Annotated in this window: 19 protein-coding genes; 14 read left to right on the plus strand and 5 right to left on the minus strand. The window is 65.1% G+C overall.

Annotation, left to right across the window (positions count from 1 at the left end):
* Nucleotides 1–414: polysaccharide biosynthesis/export family protein (locus EK403_RS16225; protein WP_206659566.1), on the minus strand; the 414-nt coding region annotated here is incomplete at its 3' end.
* A 327-nt stretch (nucleotides 415–741) separates the two neighbouring features.
* On the opposite strand from EK403_RS16225, the gene EK403_RS16230 reads away from it, so the two are divergent.
* The 4 genes from EK403_RS16230 (at nucleotide 742) to EK403_RS16245 (ending at nucleotide 5,159) form a co-directional block, all read left to right on the plus strand.
* Complete coding sequence (locus EK403_RS16230; protein ID WP_128778517.1) at nucleotides 742–1,725, plus strand: UDP-glucuronic acid decarboxylase family protein; 984 nt, start codon at nucleotides 742–744, stop codon at nucleotides 1,723–1,725.
* The gene (locus EK403_RS16235) at nucleotides 1,722–2,513 is read left to right on the plus strand and encodes a WecB/TagA/CpsF family glycosyltransferase (protein ID WP_128778518.1); all 792 of its coding nucleotides are present in this window, start codon (nucleotides 1,722–1,724) and stop codon (nucleotides 2,511–2,513) included. Before EK403_RS16230 ends, EK403_RS16235 begins: the two co-directional genes overlap by 4 nt.
* A 76-nt stretch (nucleotides 2,514–2,589) precedes the next feature.
* The gene (locus EK403_RS16240) at nucleotides 2,590–3,597 is read left to right on the plus strand and encodes an NAD-dependent epimerase/dehydratase family protein (protein ID WP_128778519.1); all 1,008 of its coding nucleotides are present in this window, start codon (nucleotides 2,590–2,592) and stop codon (nucleotides 3,595–3,597) included.
* Between the two features lie 71 nt (nucleotides 3,598–3,668).
* Nucleotides 3,669–5,159 carry a sugar transferase gene (locus tag EK403_RS16245; protein ID WP_128778520.1) on the plus strand — a complete coding sequence of 497 codons (1,491 nt, stop codon included), beginning with the start codon at nucleotides 3,669–3,671 and terminating at the stop codon, nucleotides 5,157–5,159.
* A gap of 30 nt (nucleotides 5,160–5,189) precedes the next feature.
* Here the strand turns inward: EK403_RS16245 and EK403_RS16250 are convergent, their stop codons facing one another.
* A complete protein-coding gene (locus EK403_RS16250) occupies nucleotides 5,190–6,656 on the minus strand; it encodes a DegT/DnrJ/EryC1/StrS family aminotransferase (RefSeq protein ID WP_245479741.1) in 1,467 nt (488 codons plus the stop codon).
* Nucleotides 6,657–6,809: 153 nt separating this feature from the next.
* Here EK403_RS16250 and EK403_RS16255 point away from each other — a divergent pair, with 153 nt between their 5' ends.
* The 3 genes from EK403_RS16255 (at nucleotide 6,810) to EK403_RS16265 (ending at nucleotide 12,826) form a co-directional block, all read left to right on the plus strand.
* A complete protein-coding gene (locus tag EK403_RS16255; RefSeq protein ID WP_128778521.1) occupies nucleotides 6,810–9,929 on the plus strand; it encodes a CheR family methyltransferase in 3,120 nt (1,039 codons plus the stop codon).
* Nucleotides 9,930–10,664: 735 nt separating this feature from the next.
* On the plus strand, nucleotides 10,665–11,024 hold the full coding sequence (locus EK403_RS16260; RefSeq protein WP_128778522.1) for a hypothetical protein: 360 nt from the start codon (nucleotides 10,665–10,667) through the stop codon (nucleotides 11,022–11,024).
* Between the two features lie 641 nt (nucleotides 11,025–11,665).
* Entirely contained in the window at nucleotides 11,666–12,826 is a 1,161-nt protein-coding gene (locus tag EK403_RS16265) for an acyltransferase family protein (protein WP_128778523.1), read from the plus strand.
* A 205-nt stretch (nucleotides 12,827–13,031) separates the two neighbouring features.
* Here the strand turns inward: EK403_RS16265 and EK403_RS16270 are convergent, their stop codons facing one another.
* From EK403_RS16270 to EK403_RS16280, 3 genes are all read right to left on the minus strand, one after another.
* Nucleotides 13,032–13,787 carry an SDR family NAD(P)-dependent oxidoreductase gene (locus tag EK403_RS16270; RefSeq protein ID WP_128778524.1) on the minus strand — a complete coding sequence of 252 codons (756 nt, stop codon included), beginning with the start codon at nucleotides 13,785–13,787 and terminating at the stop codon, nucleotides 13,032–13,034.
* A 50-nt stretch (nucleotides 13,788–13,837) separates the two neighbouring features.
* Nucleotides 13,838–14,617, minus strand: coding sequence for an IclR family transcriptional regulator (locus EK403_RS16275; protein WP_128778525.1), 780 nt, complete (start codon nucleotides 14,615–14,617; stop codon nucleotides 13,838–13,840).
* 62 nt (nucleotides 14,618–14,679) lie between these two features.
* Complete coding sequence (locus EK403_RS16280) at nucleotides 14,680–15,813, minus strand: mandelate racemase/muconate lactonizing enzyme family protein (protein WP_128778526.1); 1,134 nt, start codon at nucleotides 15,811–15,813, stop codon at nucleotides 14,680–14,682.
* 174 nt (nucleotides 15,814–15,987) lie between these two features.
* On the opposite strand from EK403_RS16280, the gene EK403_RS16285 reads away from it, so the two are divergent.
* The 7 genes from EK403_RS16285 to EK403_RS16315 all read left to right on the plus strand — a co-directional run bounded on the left by EK403_RS16285 (nucleotide 15,988) and on the right by EK403_RS16315 (nucleotide 22,042).
* Entirely contained in the window at nucleotides 15,988–16,941 is a 954-nt protein-coding gene (locus tag EK403_RS16285; protein ID WP_128778527.1) for a tripartite tricarboxylate transporter substrate binding protein, read from the plus strand.
* A 33-nt stretch (nucleotides 16,942–16,974) separates the two neighbouring features.
* Complete coding sequence (locus tag EK403_RS16290) at nucleotides 16,975–17,505, plus strand: tripartite tricarboxylate transporter TctB family protein (RefSeq protein WP_128778528.1); 531 nt, start codon at nucleotides 16,975–16,977, stop codon at nucleotides 17,503–17,505.
* Nucleotides 17,506–17,520: 15 nt separating this feature from the next.
* Nucleotides 17,521–19,047, plus strand: coding sequence for a tripartite tricarboxylate transporter permease (locus tag EK403_RS16295; protein WP_128778529.1), 1,527 nt, complete (start codon nucleotides 17,521–17,523; stop codon nucleotides 19,045–19,047).
* A 192-nt stretch (nucleotides 19,048–19,239) separates the two neighbouring features.
* On the plus strand, nucleotides 19,240–20,316 hold the full coding sequence (locus tag EK403_RS16300; RefSeq protein WP_128778530.1) for an amidohydrolase family protein: 1,077 nt from the start codon (nucleotides 19,240–19,242) through the stop codon (nucleotides 20,314–20,316).
* 4 nt (nucleotides 20,317–20,320) lie between these two features.
* Complete coding sequence (locus EK403_RS16305) at nucleotides 20,321–20,686, plus strand: Rieske (2Fe-2S) protein (RefSeq protein ID WP_128778531.1); 366 nt, start codon at nucleotides 20,321–20,323, stop codon at nucleotides 20,684–20,686.
* Nucleotides 20,683–21,729, plus strand: coding sequence for a 2Fe-2S iron-sulfur cluster-binding protein (locus EK403_RS16310; RefSeq protein WP_128778532.1), 1,047 nt, complete (start codon nucleotides 20,683–20,685; stop codon nucleotides 21,727–21,729). The genes EK403_RS16305 and EK403_RS16310 overlap by 4 nt, the downstream gene beginning before the upstream one ends.
* On the plus strand, nucleotides 21,713–22,042 hold the full coding sequence (locus tag EK403_RS16315) for a Rieske (2Fe-2S) protein (protein WP_128778533.1): 330 nt from the start codon (nucleotides 21,713–21,715) through the stop codon (nucleotides 22,040–22,042). Before EK403_RS16310 ends, EK403_RS16315 begins: the two co-directional genes overlap by 17 nt.
* Nucleotides 22,043–22,051 lie beyond the last annotated feature (9 nt).

The raw sequence follows: 22,051 nt of genomic DNA on the forward strand, positions 1-22,051 counted from the left end.
GCCATAGCGGAAGGGATAGCTTCCGGGCGTGCGCACCCCGCCCATGACGTAGACCGGCCGGAACTCGACGATCCGCACGGTCACGATGGGCCGCTCGAGATAGCCTTGGCTGAGCTGGCCGGTGATCAACTTCTCGGCTTCGAGCGGCGTCCGATCGCGCAGATCGATCGCGCCCAGAAGCGGCAGACCCACGCCGCCGCCGTCGCTGACCAGCACGTCGCCGGACAGCTCCGTCTGACCGAGCACCACGACGCTGATCCGGTCGCCCGGAGCCAGACGGTAGGGCGCGGACGCGGTCTGCGCCCTCGCCTGACCGGGAAAGACGGTCGCTGCGGGGGCCGCCAGCATGACGGCGGCCGCAAACGCCGCCATCGGCCTCGTCGCGCCATTCAGGCGATGTCGCTCCCGTGTCATCGATCCTCCGTCGGCCGGACGGAGCGCGCGGTCGCGGCCGGACGATCCGGCCCGACCGGGCGCCGCCCGTTCGCGAGGGAAAGACTAATTCTGCCGACGCGATCGGCCCCGCGCCCATCGGGAAGGCGGCGGCGCGCTTTGGGATTACTCCAAAGCTCTCAGACGGGACGAGCCGGGCAGGTCTGTCCGGCGTCCAGGACCAAACGGCGCGACGGGGAGGGGTAATTCGAGCGTCTTCGCCGGCGAGGCGCGACTGTCCGCATGAGCAATTGAGGCGCGCCGGCCCGCATGCGCCTGCTTCAGTCCTAATCGACGTGGAGCCGTGCCATGCAGAAGCGCATTCTCGTCACCGGCGGCGCCGGCTTCATTGGCTCGCATCTGTGCGGGCGGCTGCTGGGCGAGGGACACGACGTCCTGTGCGTCGACAATTTCTTCACGGGCTCGCGCCGCAACGTGCAGCCTTACATGCAGTCGAGCCCCGGCTTCGAGCTGCTGCGGCACGACATCACCCTGCCGCTCCATGTCGAGGTCGACGAGATCTACAATCTCGCCTGCCCGGCCTCGCCCATCCATTACCAGCACGACCCGGTCCAGACGATCAAGACGAGCGTTCTCGGCGCCATTCACATGCTCGGACTGGCGAAGCGCCTGCGCTGTCGGATCCTCCAGAGCTCAACCAGCGAGGTCTATGGCGATCCCGAGATCCATCCGCAGACCGAGGACTATCGCGGCCGCGTCAGCGTCTTCGGGCCGCGCGCCTGCTACGATGAAGGCAAGCGCTGCGCCGAAACGCTGTTCTTCGACTATCGCCGCCAGCACCATCTGGCCGTGCGCGTCGCGCGCATCTTCAACACCTACGGCCCGAACATGCATCCGAACGACGGCCGGGTGGTGTCGAACTTCATCGTCCAGGCGCTCAGGAACGAGCCGATCACGATCTATGGCGAGGGCGAGCAGACCCGCTCGTTCTGCTATGTGGACGACCTCGTCGAGGGCCTCATGCGCCTGATGAACGTGCCGGGCGACGTGCCCTTGCCGGTCAATATCGGCAACCCGACCGAGATCACCATCGGCGAACTCGCGCGGCTCGTCATTGACCTCACGGGCTCGCGCTCGCAGATCGTCCGCCGGCCGCTGCCGGAAGACGATCCGACGAGGAGGCGTCCCGATATCGAGCGGGCGCGCGAATTGCTCAAATGGCGGCCGAAGGTGTCGCTCGAAGACGGCCTCGAGCACACCATCGCCTATTTCGACCGGCTGATCGCCGGACAGGCGGACCCGGTCCTGCCCTTGCCGAGCCTCGCGACATGACGCCCGCACGCGTCGACCTGCTGGGCGTGCATGTCAGCCTCATCCGCATGGACGACGCGGTCGACGCCATGGCGAGCTGGATCGCGGAGCGGAGCCGGCGCTACGTCTGCATCACCGGCGTCCATGGCGTGATCGAGAGCCGGCGCGACCGATTCCTGCAGGCGCTGCACAATCGCGCCGACATGGTGACGCCGGACGGGATGCCTCTGGTGTGGCTCGCCCGGCGCCTCGGCCACGACCACATCGAACGGGTCTACGGCCCCGATCTCATGCTCGCGCTGACCGCGCTCTCGCCGGCGCGCGGCTACCGCCACTTCTACTATGGCGGCGCGCCCGGCGTCGCGGAGCGGCTTCGCGACCGCCTGAGCGAAGCGCATCCCGGCCTCCAGGTCGTGGGCCTGATCTCGCCTCCGTTTCGGGAGCTCAGCGCCGAGGAGGACGAGGAGACGGTGCGCACGATCAACGAAGCGCGTCCGGACATCCTGTGGGTCGGCCTCAGCACGCCCAAGCAGGAACGCTGGATGGCGGCGCATCGCGAACGCATCGAGGCGCCTGTGATGGTCGGCGTCGGCGCGGCGTTCGATTTCCTCGCGGGCGTCAAGAGCCAGGCGCCGGAATGGATGCGGAAGCGCGGCCTCGAATGGCTGTTCCGGCTCTGCTCGGAACCCCGCCGCCTGTGGCGTCGCTACCTTCACATCGTGCCCGCCTTCCTGGTTCTGGCGGCCGCCCGTCTGGCGTCCGCCAAGATCGGCCGGCAGAGCCAAAGGGAGGACCCCCGAGCGGCTTGAGTTACCCCCATATAGTATTGGAGCCCTCATCACCTCCTGAATATGCTGCTATTTGCTCTATATACGGGAGATAACGATGAGTAAAAAGCGAGCACTGGTGACGGGGGCCGGCGGTTTTATCGGTCATCATCTCGTCAAATACCTCGTTAAAAAAGATTATTGGGTGCATGGCGTCGACATCAAGGCGCCTGAATACGAAGCCTCGGCGGCCGACAAATTCACCGTCTGCGACCTTCGTCTCGCAGAGAACTGCCGAGCCGTGATCGGCGGCGTTGACGAAGTCTACCACCTCGCGGCCGACATGGGCGGCATCGGCTACATCAGCGGCTCGCACGCCGAAATCTCGATCAACAACACGCTGATCAACGCCCATATGATCCACGCGGCGCGCGAGGCGAAGATCCCGCGCTTCCTGTTCTCGTCTTCCGCCTGCGTCTACCCGATGTACCTCCAGCATGAGCCGGACGTGACGCCGCTGAAGGAGGAGGACGCCTTCCCGGCCGAACCGGAGGAGGGCTACGGCCTCGAGAAACTCTTCATGGAGAAGCTGTGCCAGTACTTCCATGAGGATTATGGGATCGAGACCCGCTCGGTCCGGTTCCACAACGTCTACGGCCCGCTCGGAACCTATGACGGCGGTCGGGAGAAAGCGCCGGCGGCAATTTGCCGAAAGGTCGCCGGCGTGAAGGACGGCGACACGATCGAGATCTGGGGCGACGGCAAGCAGACCCGATCGTTCATGTATATCGACGACTGCGTCGAGGGCATCTACCGCATCATGCAGTCGGACCACGCCGCGCCGCTTAATCTCGGCACGGATGAACTCGTCAGCGTCGATCAGCTGGTCGACATCGTCGCCGGCGTCGCGGGCAAGACGGTCGTGAAGACCCACGACGTCTCCAAGCCGCAGGGCGTGCGCGGCCGCAACAGCGACAATTCGCGGCTGCGGTCCGTGCTCGGCTGGGAACCCAAGACGCTGCTGCGCGACGGCCTCGTCTCGACCTACGCCTGGATCGAGGCCTGCGTCTCGCAGGACGCCGAGCGCGGCGCGCCGCCGGCTACGCCCGCCATCGCGGCCGAATAGCGGTCCCGGATCCGCCTGGCCGCATCCATCGCGGCCGGGCGCCCCCATCCTGATCAGGTCCGGAGCCCCTCATGGACATCGCTTCGCAGCGACTGGCCATCCCGCCGACCGCCGCTCCTCTCACGACGTCGGTCGCGGCGCTCGCCGCAGGAGATGGGCTGGCTCGGGCGCGCGCGATCGCGGCGCGAGCCGGGCGGCGCGCGGCCGTGTTCACAGCCCTCGTGGCCGGCGACCTTGCGATCGCCTTAAGCTGCGAAGCCGCCGCGCTTCGACTCCTGCCTGCGCTCGGCTTGTCGGAGGCGTCGGAGGCGCTCCCGATCCCGGCCGCCGGCTGCCTGGCGGCGTTCCTTGCGCTCAACCTCTACGCCGAATGGGGACTCGATCCGGTCGCCCGGCTGAGGCTGCGCGGCGTCGGCATCGCGCTGTTCGCCTGCGTCAGCCTGACGGTCGCGGCCGGCGGCGGATCGTTCTCGCTCTGGGTCGCGCTCGAGGTGGCGTGCGTCGGCCTATTGATGTTCGTGGTCGGACATTATGGCGAGGAGCTTCTTCGCGGGCTGCTCAAGACGCGGTGGTGGTGGGGCGTTCCGACCGCCTTGATCGGAGCTGGCCCCGCAAGCCGCGACCTCGCGCTCGCGCTTCTCGCCCATCCGGAGTTCGGACTGCGGCCGATCGGGCTCATCGGCGCGCCCGACGGCGCGGACCCGGCGTTCCCGCTTCCTTTGCTCGGCGACCTCGGCGACGCCCCCCGGCTTTGCCGCAGCGTCGACGTCGCGATCGCGCCGGCGAGCGAGAACGGACATGGCGCGCACGCAGACCTGCTGCGCCTTCCGTTCCGCCATGTCGTCATCTCACACGGCGTAGGTCCAGGCTCGATCTCCTGCCCGCGGATCCGCGCTCTCTACGGCGCGATCGGCTTCGACGTCCGCCGCGACATCTATCGACGCTCAAGCCTCGCGCTAAAGCGGGGACTCGACTGCCTGATGGTGGCGCCGATGCTGCTCGCGGCGGCGCCCATCGTCCTGATCCTTGCGATCGCGATCAAGAGTCTGAGCCCCGGGCCCGTCTTCTTCCGGCAGGTCCGCGTCGGGCGAAACGGCAGGACGTTCAGCGTGCTGAAGCTGCGGACGATGTATGTCGACGCCGAACGCAGGCTTCAGGAGCACCTCCTTCTGCACCCGGAAGCGCAGATCGAATGGTCGCGTTTCTTCAAGCTGCGCGACGACCCGCGCACACTTCCCGGCATCGGCGCCTTCATGCGCCGCACGAGCCTCGACGAGCTGCCGCAGCTCCTCAACGTCGCGCTGGGACAGATGAGCTTGGTCGGACCCCGGCCGTTTCCGGACTACCATCTTCAGAGTTTTGACAAGGAGTTCCAGGAGCTGAGGTCAAGCGTGCCCCCCGGCCTCACCGGCTTTTGGCAAATCTCGTCGCGCAGCGACGGCGATCTGGCCGTCCAACAGATGCAGGACTCGTTCTACATCACGAACTGGTCGCTTTGGTTCGATCTTTACATCATCTTCCGCACGCCGCTTGCCGTACTTGGCGCGAAAGGCGCCCGCTGATCCGGCGCAGCCACACATCCTGGGCTCATCTCACAGTCCGCGACGCGCCGTCTCGATCGCTGACTTGAGCGCGACGGCGACGCGTCTCTGCAATCGTTCGGACATGGTGGCGAACAGCGGCAGCCGAAGGCAATGACCCGCCGTATTTCTTCCAGCCGGCGAGGCCCACGGGTCCGCCGCATGGGCGTAGGTCTCGCCAAGATCGACGCGCGGCGTGACGAAATGGCCCGTCGTCACGCCATGCGCCTTCATGGCTGTCACGACGACGGCGAGCGAGACGTCCTCAGGCAGGCGCACGCAGTAACCTTGCCAGTTCGATTGCGCCCAGGCCTGTTCGTCGGGACATACGACCTCTAGGTCAGCCAGGAACACTTTGTATCGCGCCGCGAGCGTGCGCCGGGCGATGACGACGGCGTCAAGCCGGCGCAATTGCTCTCGTCCGATCGCCGCCTGCAGATCGGTGAGGCGATAATTGTAACCGGACCAGCGCTGCGTCTCGACCGGCGGCGCGCCGACCACGTCCTCGACGCCGTCTTCTGCGCCAACGGCGTGTCCGCGCAACAAGCGAAAGAGGCGGTCCCATGCCGACCTCGCCGTCGTCAGCATGCCTCCTTCCCCAGTGGTCAGAACTTGCTGGAGATTGAAAGAGAAGCAGGCGATGTCGCCATGCGGCCGTCCGACCAGCTCCCAGTCACTGTCGATGAGGATTTTCGAGCCGAACGCGCATGCCGCGTCCTCGATGACCAGTATGCCGGCGGCTCGAGCCATCGGCAGAATGCGCGGAAGATCGCAGGGCATGCCCATCTGATGCACGCAAAGGATCGCTCGCGTCCGGGGCGTCAGGGCTGCGGCGAGAGCAGTCGGATCCATGTTGCATGTGGGCTCGGTTTCGACGAACACCGGCTGGCCTCCGCACATCCGGATCGTGTTCGCGCAAGCGATGTGGGTCTCGCCTGGCAGGACGACTTCGTCCCCCGGCGTGATCCCCGCGGCCAGAAGCGCCAGGTGGAGCGCAGCCGTGCAGTTGGCGACGGCGCATGCGTGCAGCGCCCCGACGCGTTCCGCGAACTCGCGCTCGAACGCCGCCACTTCGCCGCCCTGCGGCAGCCAGTTTGAGCGGATGACGCCGGCGGCGGCCGACGCTTCGGCGCTGCCGAGGAGCGGCCGGCTCACCGGAATGATCGACGGTGAATGTCGGATGCCGGGCCCTCCCCCTGGAAGGAGCGGTGGGAAGCTACGATCGTCCCTCATGGCGAGCCGGCGAGACCACGTCTCGACGTAGCGCGGGGCGCTGGCCGTCACGGCCTTCCTAGAGAGAGAACGGATCGCGTCGTCGGCACAAGACCGGCAAATGGCGATTGAGGGAGTAGCGCCTTTTGAGCGGCGATCTCCCATGATCCCATGAGCGCCGATCGACGCGATGTGGGCCTCGCCCGCCCGGTGGCGCATGGCCGCGCGGGATCCGACGCTCGCCCGGCCGCGGCTGGCCAGTCCCATTGTCCCAAGCGCGCGGTAGTTCTACGTTGGTACGCGACTTAGCGGACGCTTCCGGCCTTTGGCGTTCCTCGGCCGCGAGCGGCCCTAGACGACCATCTACAGGTCGATCAGGTCCCGCCCATCCGCAGTTTTTTGGCGGCCGGGAGTCGGATCATGGCGTCAGAAGCGCACCTTTTTCCGATCGCGGGCATCGGCGCGTCGGCTGGAGGCGTGGAAGCGCTGCAGGAGTTCTTCGAGGGGATGCCGGTCGACACAGGCGTCGGCTTCGTCGTCGTCACGCATCTCAGCCCCGACCACGAAAGCTTGCTTCACGAGATCATCGCGCGCCGCACGTCGATGCCCGTCCATGTCGCGACAAACGCCGCGGAGGTGCTCCCCGACAACGTCTACGTTCTTCCCGCCGGCGCCTTCCTCGGTTTCCGCGCGGGTCGCCTCCAGCTCCGGACGCCGGCGAACGGCGAACGGGAGCGCCGGCCGATAGACATTTTTCTATGCGAACTCGCTAAGGACCGAAGGGACTGCGCGGTCGGCGTCATCCTGTCCGGCGGGGACGCCGATGGCGCGCTCGGCGTAAAGGCGATCAAGGAACATGGCGGCCTGACGATGGCCCAGATCGTGACCGGCAGCGCCCACGACTATTCCGAGATGCCGGAGAGCGCGATCCTGACGGGCATGATCGACCTCGCTGTTCCGGTCGGAGAGATGGGTGGAAGGATCGCCGAGTTCAGCCGCAGCTTTGCGGCGGTCGAAAGCCTCGCCGCCGCCGGCGAGTCCGGTCAGGAAGACGGAGGCGAATCCCCGCGGAGCGAGATCTGCGCTCTCCTGAGAAGTCAGACGGGACACGATTTCAGCGGCTACAAACCGAAGACGTTCCTGCGGCGCGTCCAGCGGCGCATGCAGGTGACGCATCTCGAAGCGCTGCCGGAATATGTCGAACTGCTCCGCAAGGAGCCGAAGGAGGTTTCAGCGCTCTTCCGCGACCTTCTCATCAGCGTGACGAACTTCTTCCGCGACCCGGAAGCATTCGAGGCGCTGGGCAAGGCGGTGATCCCGAAGCTGTTCGAGGGCCGTGGGGCCGACGACGCCATCAGGGTCTGGGCGCCAGGCTGCGCCACCGGCGAGGAGGTCTACTCGATCGCGATGCTGATGCGCGAGCACATGGATGGCCTGCGCAACGTGGCGCGCGTGCAGATCTTCGCGACCGACATCGACGAACGGGCGCTCGCCGTGGCGCGGGCCGCGCGCTATCCGTGCGCCCTGCTGGAGGGCGTTTCAGAGAAACGGCGTAACCGCTTCTTCGCGCGTGACGGCGCCAGCTTCGTGGTTTCCAAGGACGTCCGGGACCTCTGCATTTTCTCGCCCCACAGCGTGCTCCGGGATCCCCCGTTCTCCCATATCGACTTGGTGTCGTGCCGCAATCTGCTGATCTACTTCGGGTCCGACGCGCAAAAGCAGGTGATCCCGACCTTCCGATATTCGCTTCGCACTGGCGGCTATCTGTTTCTCGGATCGTCCGAGAACGTCGCGCAATTCAAGGAGCTGTTCGCGCCGGTCGACAAGAAGAACAGAATCTTCCGGACGCGGGACGACGGCGCTTCGGTCCCGCGGCCGAATTTGCCTGGGCTCTACTGGCCGTCTCAGGTGTCGGCGAGATCGCCGCGCACGCTCCCGCCGGGGCTATCGCCGCTGCGCCAAACCGTGGACGCCTGGGTGATCGAGCACCACTCGCCGCCACATGTCGTGGTGAACCAGGATGGCGACATCGTTCATTTCTCAACGCGCACCGGAAAGTATTTTGAGGCCCCGGCCGGGGCGCCCATTCGCCAGCTCATTCCGATGGCGCGAAAAGGTCTTCGTCTCGCCCTTCGCGCCATCTGTCAGGAAGCCGCCAACAGCAACGAGCAGGCGCGACGCGACGGCGTCGAGTTCGAGAGCGACAACGGTCGCGTCCAGAGGGTCTCGATCGCCGCCGAGCCGCTGCCGGTCGGTCCGGAGGAGCGGCTTTTCCTCATCACTTTCACAGACAACGGGCCTCCCATGTCGCTCGAAGAGGCGCAATCCCGCCCCGCCGACAAGGATGGCTCCGGCGCCGAGTTGGAGGGCGATCTGCGCGAGACGCGCGAACGACTTCAGTCAATGATCGAAGAATACGAGACCGCGCTCGAAGAGCTGAAAGCGTCGAACGAGGAGTTGCTCTCGGTCAACGAGGAGATGCAGTCAACCAACGAGGAGCTCGAGGTTTCGAAAGAAGAGCTCCAGTCGGTGAACGAAGAGCTCCACACCGTCAATGTCGAGCTGAACGCGAAGGTCGAGGCGCTCGATCACGCCAACTCGGATCTACACAACCTTTTCGAGAACACGGACGTCGCGACGATCTTCCTGGACAGGAACATTACGATCCGAAAATTCACCCCAGCGGCGACGGAGATCTTCAAGATCCTGCCGTCCGACGTCGGTCGGCCGCTGACCGACCTGTCGAGCCGGCTCGCCTATCCTGAAATGGGCGACGACCTCCTGAACGCCCTGGGCTCCGACGACGTCTTCGAGCGACGGACCGACGCCGTCGAGAACGACGCTCACTATCTCACCCGGATCGCCCCCTACCGCGACAGCGACGGTCGTAAGGCCGGCGTGGTGATGACTGTGATGGACGTCTCCGCGCTCGCTCAGGCGGAACTTCATCAGCGCATGTTGATCGCGGAGCTAAATCACCGGGTCAACAACATGCTCACCGTGGTGTTGGCGATCGCCCAGCGCACCAAGCGCACGTCGCCGTCGCTTGACTCGTTCTATGAAACCTTCTCGCGACGGCTCGAAGCGATGTCCCGTTCGTACGCGCTGCTGTCTCACGAGAGCTGTGGCACGGCGGCGCTTGAGGACGTCGTCCTCCAGGCGCTGTCGCCTTTTGGGATGGAACGGGTGGAGCTGAAACTCGAACCCATCCGGCTCAACCCGCGGCACGGGCTGTCGATCGGCATGATTCTGCACGAACTCGCGACCAACGCCTGGAAGTATGGCGCGCTGACTGGCGAGGAAGGAAGGATCGAGTTCCACGCCGCTCGCGAAACCACCTCGTATGGAGATGAGATCGCGCTCGTCTGGCGGGAGATCGGGGGACCTCCGGCCGAGCGGCGGAGCAGCAACGGCTTCGGACTTCAGCTTATTGAGCGGGAAGCGTCCTACAATCTACGAGGCGGAGCTTCGCTCGAGTTCCTGACGAGTGGGCTCGTCGTGCGCCTCCGGTTCCCAGTCGGTCCAGACGCCGGCGGATGACGATCAAGGACGCGCGCCGTTCGCCTGCTCATCGTCGCGGACGAACAGGTCGTCGCAGCCGTGATCGACGCGCGCCGGGACTAATCCGCCATAGCCGTAGCCGGCTGAAGTCGCTTATGGCGGAGCGCCCGGCTGGGCGCGCGGCGTCCGACCTGACGCGCGAGGCCCCGGTGAGGCCGACGACGAGGAGGCGGCGGCCGCGGTCGCCCTGACCGGGGCCGGACGTCACGGCCCGAGGATCGCGGTTCCGCTGCGCCCGTCAGGCCGGATCGCGCATGTCAAGCGATCGAATGGATCTGGCCACGCCAGCGCCTGAATGCCGCCACAAACAGATGTCCGAGCCGTTTGGCTGGTGATCTGCCGACCACGAGAGACAATCATGGGCCCTATTGAAACACGCACTAACTTATGTCACATTTTTAATTACAAGAGTTGGAGTTTGATATCTCGCTCGTTGCTCGGCTTCTGGGGCTGCTCTTGCCTGCGCCTGTATATCTGAATCTATCGGTTGCTTAGCAAGCGCCTCGCCGACGTTGGCTCCTAGCTGTCTGCCGACAGCGCAACGTGTGGTTGATCATGGTTGAGCGATGTTGCGCCACAATATACCGTCGGGTTCTCGAATGGAAACCAGGCTGCGACAAGCCTGAAAGTTGGATTCTGAAAGGCTATCGCTGTGGGCGGTTAGCTGGAGAAACCGGCAGGTGCTGGCAACATGCAGACGTTGCGGATCATAAGATGGCGACGCTCTCGCCGTCTCGACGAGGCGTGAACCTGCGGCCCGCCGATCTGGATATGACAGACGAATTTGCTCCAACGATCGAAGAGATCGTGGACGACCGGTTGAACGGCGTGACGTCGCCTCGCGATGACAGGCCATCTGTCAACCGCACGTTTTCCGATTTCGCGCTAGTTTCGGATGGGCGCGAGGCGGAAATCCGCGCGCTGTACGAGACTGGTCAGCAAATTTTCGCCAAGAACGAACGATTGCGACGCGTTGCTCACGTCTTGTTGAGCGATATAGCACAAACGAGATCAGAAATGATGAATGTTATTCGAGACACACGGATGGCGATCGCTCAATCTCGAAGATTTTGATTGACGTCTCTGCGGTGAGTATGAATATTTATTGTTATTGATTTCGACGATACTATGTATATTTTGGACTTTTTGCGAAGAACTCATGCACTCAGCCGGGGAGCGCGCGAGCTGCGCCCTCGTTGAGATACAAGTCTCCTCCCCCAGATCGTCGAGCACGCCATTGGCGTCGAACGCCCTAACGGGGGTCCGCGCCAGCCTCGAATTCGTCGCAGGCCGTCATCGCCGCGATTGGCGCGGCACGTCGTAACGGGTCGAAGACGCCCCCCCGTCGGCCGGCGTTCTCGCCCCGACATACGAGCCGAGGGTCGGCGACCACAGAGATAAGCGCTTTCGACCACGGCGCGGTTCGAAGCACCAGCTGTGGGAAGTCGAGTTCAAGCGCTCCTCAGCCGACGAGGCGTTCAAGCGCGGCGATCCCGGCCTCGCGCATCCGCACCGGCCCGAGGGCGCCCGATGCACCGACATCGGTCGGCGTCCTCGCCACAGCGGAGGCGCGCGATCCGACTGACGATTTTCGAAGAGGAGTACTCAACTTTCCTCCATTGCCGCCTCCTCCATGACGGTCGATCCTTGATGGGAAGAAACAAGACCGGCGGCATGCCCTGTCTAGGAGCCCACTGGCGCACGAAGGGAACAGCATGCCCATCCTGGCTCATCCTCGCGTATCGCAGATCGATGCTTTGACATCACTCCGATTCGGAGCAGCCTTATATGTCGTCTATTTTCACTATTCCGTGCTGTTTTTTGAACGCGACGCCTCGCCGCCAGCGGCGTCGCTCGGATATACCGGCGTCACTTTTTTCTTCATGCTTTCAGGATTTATTCTTTCATATAATTATAAATCAGCGGACTTGTCAAGTATATATGGCTATCTTTTGGCCAGAGTTGCGCGAATATACCCGGCTTTCTTGTTTTCACTGCTGATCGGCTTGCCTTTTTTTATCAAGGCCGTCGCGCAGATCGACGAACCTGATCAAAAATTGCTGGCGGCGAGCGCTGTCCTGCTCGCGCCGCTGGGACTACACGCCTGGGTTCCGGGCGCGGCATGTTCCATAAATTGTCCGAGTTGGTCGGTCTCGACGGAGTTCTTCTTTTATCTGCTGTTCCCGTTCATCTTTCTGAAAATCCTGAAGCGCCCCACGAGATGGCTCGTCGCAACGACCCTCTGCTGGGTCGTGACGGTATACGCTCTTGACGTGTTATGGTCCCTGAAAGGTCATGGTTTCGCGCTGACCAGCCACGAAGCCCATGTCAACCCCGCCACAGATCTATTGTCCCAATTTATAATGTATTTTCCGCCGTTGCGGATCTCTGAATTCTTATTTGGCATTATTCTCTTCGCCTACTGGTCGCGTGACAGGCGGCTCAAAAGGCCTTTGATATTTTTTGTAACTTTTGTTTTATTGATAACGATCGTCGTCCTGATGGAGGGGGAGATATCGGACGTCGTCTTGCACAATGGCCTGACCGTCATCGTCTGGGCTCCGCTCATATTGGCCGGAGCGTCTATGAATCGCGGCCCGTTGAACTGGCCTCTGTTCGTCTTTCTCGGCCGGCTGTCATTCTCGTTTTACTTAACGCACATACCGGCCGCGCAAATAGTCCTCGCTTTGAATAAATATCTTATCGGCAGTGATATCTCGTCATCTCCGTGGTCATGGGCTTTGGGAACGACTATTTTAGCGCTCGCATTGTCGGTCGCGATGTACGTTCTGATCGAAGCGCCGGGGCGCCGTTACATCATGTCCCGCTGGAGCGGAAGACGTAGCTTGGCGCAAGGAAACGTCGTGTTACGATAGAAGCGCGCAATGGCTTATAATGGTTAGATGGTACTGATCGGGACTGTGACGACAAGCGAGCTGCAACGAAACGTGCGACGGCACGCCGATCCCACCGCCTCTCGTTGCGCCAGCGCCGCGGCGCGCGCCCGGAGTTTCTCGGCCGTGATCGAGCGCCGTCAATAGGCGCTTGCGCGTTGACGGCTCGCAAGGATTTCCGGAGGCGTCAGGCGGCGATTTCCCCGGCGCGCGCCTTGGTCGAGACCCAGCCGCCGTCGACCTTGATCTCGGCGCCGGTGATGTAGCTCGACTCGTCGAGCGCGAGGAAGATCGCCGCGTTCGCGACGTCCTCCGCGCGCCCCCAACGGCCGACGGGCGTTTCCTTGCCCCAGTCGTGTTCTTCGTCCGCCGCATGGGCGGAGTTCATCGGCGAGTTGATCGAGCCCGGCGCGAGCGCGTTGACCGTGATGCCTGAGCCGCCGAGGTCGATCGCCATCGCGCGCGTCATGCCGAGCAGGCCGGCCTTCGCGGCCACATAGGCGACGCGGTTGGGGCGTCCGACGAAGCTCGCGATCGAGGCGGTGTTGATGATGCGGCCGGCGCCGACGCGCTGCATGAAGGGCACGACGGCGCGCGAACACAAGAACGGGCCGGTGAGGTTGGTGGCGATCATGACGTCCCAGTCGGCGTCGGTGTGATCGAGGAAGGGCTTGACCACCCGCACGCCGACATTGTTGGCCAGCACGTCGATCCGGCCGAACCTGGAATGGACCTCTTCGGCCATGGCGTTCGCCGAGGCCGAACTCGTCACGTCGGTGCGGACATAGATTGCGCCGAGCTCATCGGCGACCGCCCTGCCCTTGTCCTCGTCGCGATCGGCCACGGCGACGCGCGCTCCTTCCGATGCGAAGGCGGCGCACATGGCCCGTCCGATACCGCTCGCGCCGCCCGTGACGACGACGACCTTTCCCTGCAGCCGCATAAAAGCCTCCCGATTGTTTTTCGGCTTCCGCTAGGGCGGCGAGCCGTTCCTTAGTCCCGAAGCCCCGCCTCCTCCGCGATCTCGACCGCAGCGCGCTGGAGAAGGGGAAGATGGCCAAGCGCCGCGTCCGCCGACATGCGGAAGACCGGAGCGTGGATCGAAACGGTCGCGACCACCGCGCCGTCCTTGTCGGAGATCGGCGTTGAGACGCCGATCAGCCCGCGGTGATATTCCTCGCGGTTGATCGAGTATCCGCAGGCGCGGATCGCCGCGCATTCCGCCTCGATCGCCTCGGGATCCGTGATGGTGTTCGGCGTGAACTTCTCGAGGCGCAGGCCCTGCAGCAGTTTCTGGCGCTGCCGCGGGGTCAGCTGCGCGATGAGCAGCTTTCCCGAAGCCGTCGCATGGATCGGAACGCGCGAGCCCGCCGAGAGCTGCATGCGCAACGGCCAGTCGCACTCGACGCGCTCGAGATAGAGCACCTCGTCGTCGTTCAGGATCGAGAGATTGCAGGACTCGCCGATCTGATCGACGAGCCTGCGCATGATGGACCGGACCTGCGGTTGACGCATGCGCGCCGACAGCGCTTCGACCGCGAGCCGCACGCCCGACGGGCCGACCGTATAGCCCCGGCCGGCCAGGTCGCGCTGAACGACGCCAACCTCCTCGAGCTGATTGAGCAGCCGGTGGACCGAAGGTTTGGGCATGTCGAGCTGCTCGGCGAGGTCCGACAGCGGCTGAGGGCCGGGGGCCGAAAACAGGACATGCATGAGACGGAACGCCTTCTGGATCGCGGTGCCTCCGCGCTCGCCATCCGTCTCGATCGACATGTCTTGACGCTCCTCAAAGTCGGCGGAGGCCGTCGCATGTCCTCCAATCGGAGCGTGCAATATCACGACGTCGCCTCAACCGACCACTGTGGGGCGGAACTCCGGCCTGCCGGCGCGTCGCTGCGCCAGGCGCCCGCGGCCGCGACCGTATGGGACTGCAGGACGGTCTCGTCGATCTCGGGCGCGTCGCCTGTGACGACGATGTCGGCGCCCTCGACCACGAGGGCGGGACGCAGGACGCGCGCCGGCGTCTTGAGGAAACCGTTCATCTCTCCGGCCGAGCGCACGCCGCCGAGCGCGCAGCAGGCCTCCATCCAGCATCCGAGATCCGACGCGACGCCGTTGCCCAGCACCGCCTTCATGCCGCGGTCGGCGATCATCCGGAGCCCGGCCTCGAGCGTGTCGAGATCGCCGAGCTTCATGAGCTTCAGCTTCACGTAGTCGGCGCAGCCGAGCGAGGCCGCCCGGTCGATGTCTTCCAGTCCGTAGATCGACTCGTCGAGCATCATCGGAGCGCCGGAGGCGCGCTTGGCGGCGACCGCCGCGTCCCAATCGCCGGCGGCGCAGGGCTGTTCGACAAGTTCGACGTCCGTCGGGTCGAGCCGCGTCAGGAATTCGACCGCCTGGCCGATCGAATAGCCCTGATTGGCGTCTATCCGCAGCCTCGCGCGCCCCGCTGCGATCGACCTCACGGCCGCGACCTGCCGAAGGTCTCTTGCGACGTCCCAGCCGACCTTGATCTTCAGGGTGCGATAGCCGTGGGCCAGGAGCGACTCGATCTCGGCCTCCAGCGCGGCGAGGTCGTCGACCTTGCCATTGACGGTTCCAAGCAGCTCCACCCGTCCCGCTCGACGCAGAGCGGGGCGCCGATCGAGCCAGTCGACAGCCGTGAGAAAAGCGGTGGCCGTAAACGGAGTTTGGGTTTTCGCCACCCTCCCAAAGGCGCGCGCGCCGGCCGTCGTCCGGACGGTGGAGACCGCCTCGCGCGTCAGCGCCCAGCCCTGCTCGACCGTCTCGTCGGTATAGCCGGGCAGGATCGTCGCTTCGCCCCAGCCGCATGCGCCGTCGGCGTCCCTGACGCCGACGAGGATGACGTCGAAATGCCTCAGATCGCCGAAGACAAGGCGATAGGGCACGGTGAGCGGGAGGCGCATCAGATGCGCGCGCAGCTCGATCGGACGATCGGTTTGGCTCATCGAATATTCATTTTCGAAACGAACGGTACCATTTTTTGTAGATATACCAGTTCGGCTGTGTCAAGCTCGCAACATCGGCAGGCGCTTTTGAGGGGGTCAGCCGCATCTGAACAAAGACCGGGGCGGCGTCCCTCCAAACGCCGGAACCTTGGCTTGAACACTGGGGAGAACGTCATGTCGAAGCGTCTTCTTGCGCTTGCCGCCTGCATTGCGGCCACTTGGGTCCTTGGTCCGGTTCCGGCGACCGCGGACGCCTACCCGTCCCGGCCCATAACCTTCATCGTGCCCTGGGGACCGGGCGGCGGCGCCGACCAGGTCGCCCGGATGGCGAGCAAGCTGATGGAGCCCGAGCTCAAGGTCTCGGTGCCGGTCGTCAACATGCCCGGCGCGACGGGACAGACGGGCCATCAGAAGCTGCTGACCTCGCCTGCCGACGGCTACACGATCGAGATCATGACCGCCGACACCTTCGCGACGCTGGCGGCGCCGAATTCGCGCTTCAAGATCGAGCAGTTCATTCCGGTCGCGGTGCTCATCCAGCAGCGCTCGGGCCTGTTCGTGAGCGCTTCGGGGCCGATCCAGGGCTGGGAGGACATCGCCAAGGGCGACAAGGAGCTGAAGGTCGCGATCACCGGCTACAACAGCCCGGATGACCTCAGCACCAAATTGCTCACCAAGCGCGGCGCGAAGCTTCAGGGCATTCCCTTCGCGGAGCCCGGACTGCGCTACGCGTCGGTCATCGGCGGACAGAGCGACGTCGTCTACGAACAGGCCGGCGACGTCCGCAGCTTCCTCGACGGCAAGCAGATCAAACCGGTGCTGTTCTTCAGCGACAAGCCCGCCGCCGGCTTCGAGGACGTGCCCTATTCCGGGAAGCTCGGGATCGACGTCAGGCTCTCGCAGTTCCGCATGGTCGTGGTGCGGGGCGACACCGATCCGGCCATCGTGAAGCGGCTCTCGGAAACGCTGAGCAAGGTCGCGCAGAGCGCCGAATACAAGGCCTATCTGAGCCAGCAATACGCCCAGCCGGACAGCTACGTCGCGTCCGACCAGGCCTTGCCCTTCATCAAGGGGTGGCTCGCCGAGTTCGCAGCGCTGATGCCGAAGCCCCAGTCCGCCAGCCAGTAACGCTCCGCGCAGAGCTCAGCGAAGGACCAAGACATGTCCGTGGCGACGCGGCTCAGGCGACTTGCGCCTTACGTGATCATTCTGGCCGTCGGCCTCGCGCTCTACGTGGTCGCCGGCCGCATCGCCTACATGGAGATTCCGGGCCAGATCGGCCCGGATCGCTGGCCGAAGCTCATCATCTCCTTGATGATCGGAGTCTGCGTCTTCGAGATCGGGCGCCGGTTGCTCATGAGCCCGGCGGCCGACGAGCCCGCGCAGGACGCCGAGGGCTGGGAGGACGACGAGGCCGGTCCGCCATGGGCGGTGTTCGGCGCGGTGGCGATCACGGTCGCCTACCTGCTTTCGCTCAACACCGTCGGCTTCGTCATCGGCACGCTTTTCTACGTCGCGGGCCTGATGTGGCTCGGAGGCCCCCGCCGGCCCGGCCTGGTCGCGATCATGTCGCTGGCGATCGCCGCCGTCTTCGCTTTCGTTTTCATGAAGCTGATCTTCGTCGCTCTTCCCACTGGAAGCCCACCGTTCTCGTGGGTCTCCTTCGCGGTGATGAAGCTGTTCGGCGTGTAATCGACGGACCGGAACATGGACACTCTCCACCTGCTCGGGCGCGGCTTCGCCGAACTGTTCCAGATGAACGAGCTCCTGGCTCTGTTCATCGGCCTGATGTTCGGAATGCTGGTCTCAATCCTCCCGGGGCTCGGCCTCGTGATGGGCGTCGTGCTCGCATTGCCCTTCACCTATTCGATGGAGCTCGGACCGGCGATCATTCTGCTCACCGCGATCTACATGTCCGGCACCTACGCCGGCTGCTTCACGGCGATCCTCTATCGCATCCCCGGCGAGCCCATGGACGTGCCTCTGCTCTGGGACGGATGGGGCATGACGAAGCGCGGCGAGGCCGCCAAGGCGCTCGGCTGGGCGCTGGTCGCGGCGCTGACCGGCGGCCTCGTCTCGACCATCGTCATGATCGCGCTCGCGGCGCCGCTCAAGAATCTGGCGCTCAGCTTCGGCGCGCCCGAATATTTCGCCGCCGTCTTCTTCGGCCTGACCACCGTGGTCGCGCTGGCCGGCAACTCCCTGCCGAACGCGCTGATCAGCCTGTGCCTCGGCCTCCTCGTGTCGACAGTCGGCATCGACGGCACCTACGGCGCCGAGAGGTTCACCTTCGGCTTCACCGAGCTCATGAACGGCGTGCCCTATGTGATGGTGCTTGTCGGCATGTACGGCTACGGCGAAATTCTCTCAAAGCTCAGCCATGGATCGTCGCTCAAGGCGATTCCCGCCCAGGACAGCTTCACGACCCGGTTTCCAAGTTGGAACGAGCTCTGGGGCCTGCGCGCGACCTTCGCCCGCAGCACGGGCCTCGGCACTCTGCTGGGCCTCATTCCCGGCGCGGGGGCGACCATCTCGTCCTTCGTGGCCTACGGCGTCGAGAAGCAGTACGGCAAGCGTGGCGACAAACTCGGCACCGGCATTCCCGAAGGCATCGTCGCTCCGCAGATCGCCTCGACGGCCTCCGTCGCCGGCCACATGGTGCCGCTGATGACGCTCGGCCTGCCGGGCAGCGGAGCCACCGCGGTCATCCTTGCGGCCTTCCTGCTGCAGGGCGTGCAGCCCGGGCCGTTCCTGTTCCAGAGCGAGGCCACCACACTCATCGTCTACACGATCATGGCGTCGATGTTCGCTTCGGTCATCGGCATGTGCCTGCTGGGTTATCTGTGGATCCCGCTGGTGGTGCGCGCGCTGCTCATCCCGACCGGCGTGCTGGCGGCGATCATCGTGATGCTGACGCTCGTCGGAGCGTTCGCGGACCGCAACAGCCTTTCGGACGTCTGGATCGTCGTCGTGTTCGGCGTGCTCGCCTGGATCCTCGACCGCTTCAAGATCCCGATCGCCCCGATGGTGCTGGGCGCGGTCCTCGGTCCGATGGCCGAGGACTCCTTCACGCGCAGCATGATCACGTTCCACGACGACTGGACGATCTTCTTCCGACAGCCGCTGAGCGGCACGCTCATGGGCCTCGCGCTGCTGTCGCTGGCGTTCCCGCTGCTCCGGGATCTGCTGACGCGGCTCTCGCGGTCCAAGCCGAAGCCGTTCGGAGCCGCTTAAGCCCGATCGATACACCGCAAGTCTCTGAAAGACAAACGGAACCGGCGTTTCGACGCCGGTTCCGCAAGACGCCGTTGCGCCTGCGAGCGGCAGTCAATTATATAAAAAATGGAACTTGAAGTTCCGTTTTTTGAAGTTAGTATTGCGCCAGACAGCGGATACCGATCCGCGCCAGCAGCCCGGAGGGAGCCCATGAAAGTGCTCGACGCCGATGTCCACGAGAGCTTCGCGAGCATCAAGGATCTCGCTCCCTATCTGCCGGAGCCCTATCGCGGCTGGATCGCGGGCGGCGCGTGGCGCGGCTTCAGCCAGCCCTTCGCCTACACCTCGCCCGGCCTCGGCAACCGTGCGGATGTGCGAAGCAATGACGGGTCAGCCTCGGTGTCGGACTACGGGCTGATGCGCGACCAGCTGCTCGACGCCTACGATCTCTCGCACGCTGTGCTGACCGGCTATTTCTATCCGACCGGCCTAAAGCTCCAATACGGCTTCGCGACCGCGCTCGCGGCCGCCTACAACGACTACGTGGCCGAGCACTGGCTCGCGAAGGACCCCCGCTTCATCGGCAGCGTCCAGGTCAATGCGCGCGACCCCGAGGCCGCGGCCCGCGAGATCGACCGGATGGCCGCCCATCCGCAGGTCCGGCAGGTGCTGCTGCCGGTCGTCGACGACATCGCCTATGGCCACCCGGTCTACCGACCGATCTTCGAGGCCGCCGACCGCAACCGCCTGATGGTCGCGTTCCACCACACGACCTTCGCCCAAGGCCCTTATGGCATGGGACTGCATTACATGGAGCGGCACGCGCTGCTGCCGCTCGCGATGATGCCGCAGGTCATCAGCCTGATCGCGAACGGCGTGTTCGACGCCTATCCCAACCTGCGCTTCATGATCCTTGAGGGCGGCTTCAGCTGGCTGCCCCATGTGATGTGGCGGCTCGACCGTGAGTATCGGCAGGGGCGGGTCGAGGTCCCCTGGATCAAGAAACTGCCGAGCCAGCACTGCCGCGAACGGCTTCGCCTGTCGACCCAGCCGACCGAGGACATCTCCGGCGACCAATGGATGAAGCTCATCGATCTGATGGGCACCGACGACGTGCTGGTGTTCTCGACCGACTATCCGCATTTCGACTTCGACGACCCGAACGCCGCGATCCCACGGGTCCTGCCGGAGTCGACGCGCGAGAAGATCCTCTGGAAGAACGCGGCGGAGTTCTACGGCGTCAGCGACGACCCGCGCTCCGAGCGCTCCCTCGAAGCGGCGGAATAAGGCCGTGGCGCGTCATTCCGTGTGCAAGGTCGCCGACGTCGCGGTCGGCGCCCTGACCGAGGTCAAGGTCGGCCGCTCGCCGATCGTGCTGTCGCGGCTGCCCTCCGGCGAGATCCGTGCGGTCGGGGGCCGTTGCCCCCATCAGGGCGCGGCGCTGCGCTTCGGCTGCGTGTCGGGCACGACCGGCTCGGACACGCCGAACGAGCTCACCTATGGCTGCGAAGGCGAAATCCTCCGCTGCCCGTGGCACGGCTTCGAGTTCTCGCTGCGCGACGGCCTGCCGACCACGCCGGACTCCGAGTCTCTCACGTTGCGGCTCAGGATGTATGAGGTCGAGGTGGACGGCGACGAGGTCGTGGTCGTCACATGATCGAGGTCACGGTCGAGGATCGGGCCGGCGGGCGCACCCGCTTCGCCGCGCGGCCCGGCGAGCGTCTGCTGCACGCCGGATTGGCCGCCGGCCTTGGCCTGCCTTACGAATGCGCGACCGGCACCTGCGGAAGCTGCAGGGCGACGGTGACGGAGGGCGACGTCGGGAGCCTGTGGGCCGACGCGCCGGGCCGCCGGGTTTGCCGCCGTCCTGGCGAAATCCTGATGTGCCAGAGCGCGGCCGCCGGCGGCGCGCTTTCGCTCAAGCTTCCGACGGCGTTCCGTGACCGTCGCGAGCCGGAGTGCCGCTCTCTCAGCGGCCGGCTGTCCTCGTTCCGCCGCTTCACCGCGGAGATCGGGACCTTTTCCGTCGAGCTCGACGAGCCGGTCGAGCACCTGCCGGGACAGTTCGCGCTGATCTCGGCGCCCGGGGTCGAGGGGCCGCGGGCCTATTCCATGACCGGCAATCCGTCGACCGAGCCTCGTCTCGATTTCCTCGCACGACTGAGCGGGCCGGGGAAATTGACGCCGCGTCTGTTCTCGAACGCCCTCGAGGGGCGCGAGGTCGAAGTGTTCGGCCCGCTCGGCCGTGCAGCGCTTCGACCTGAGGATGACAGGCCCTTCGTCGCGATCGCCGGCGGGTCCGGGGTCGCGGGCATGCTTTCGATCGTCGAGGCGGCGCTGGCGCGGGGCCATTTCGACCGTCACCCGTCACGGCTGGTGTTTGGCCTGCGCAGCATGGAGGGCAGCTACCTGCTCGACCGGCTGTCCGAGTTCGTTCGGCTGTCCGGCGGCCTGTTCCGCACGACGGTCGCGTTCTCCGACGAGGCGCCGGACCCGGAGTTCGAGGCGATCTTTCCCGACCTCGAATTCACGACGGGGTACGTGCACGACGTCGTCCGGTCGGGGCTCAGCTCGATCTCGGCCGATCGGCCGATCTGCTTCGTCGCCGGCCCGCCCCCGATGGTGGACGCGACGATGCGCATGCTGGTGGTGGAGGGCAAGGTCAGCCCGGCGGAGATCCGGTTTGACCGCTTCGGATGATTTCGCCTGGGAGCCGCTCGACGACGTCGACGATCTCGAGGTCGGCGACCGCAGAGAGCTCAGCCTCGCAAGCGGCAAGCTTGTCCTGGTGATGCGCACCGAGACGGGCCTCCACGCCTCCTGCGCCGACTGCCCGCATCAGGACACGCCGCTCGCCGAGGGCATGCTCGACGGCTCCGTGCTGACCTGCCCGCTGCACTTCTGGCAGTGGGACGTGACGACGGGCGAGCCGCTGGGCGTCGCGGAGCTGCCGCTCGAGATCTTCGAGCTCAAGCAGGAGGACGGCCGATGGTGGATTGGAATGAGACGTTGAGGGACGCAG

The organism is Hansschlegelia zhihuaiae (genome assembly GCF_004103825.1).
GTDB lineage: Bacteria > Pseudomonadota > Alphaproteobacteria > Rhizobiales > Methylopilaceae > Methylopila > Methylopila zhihuaiae.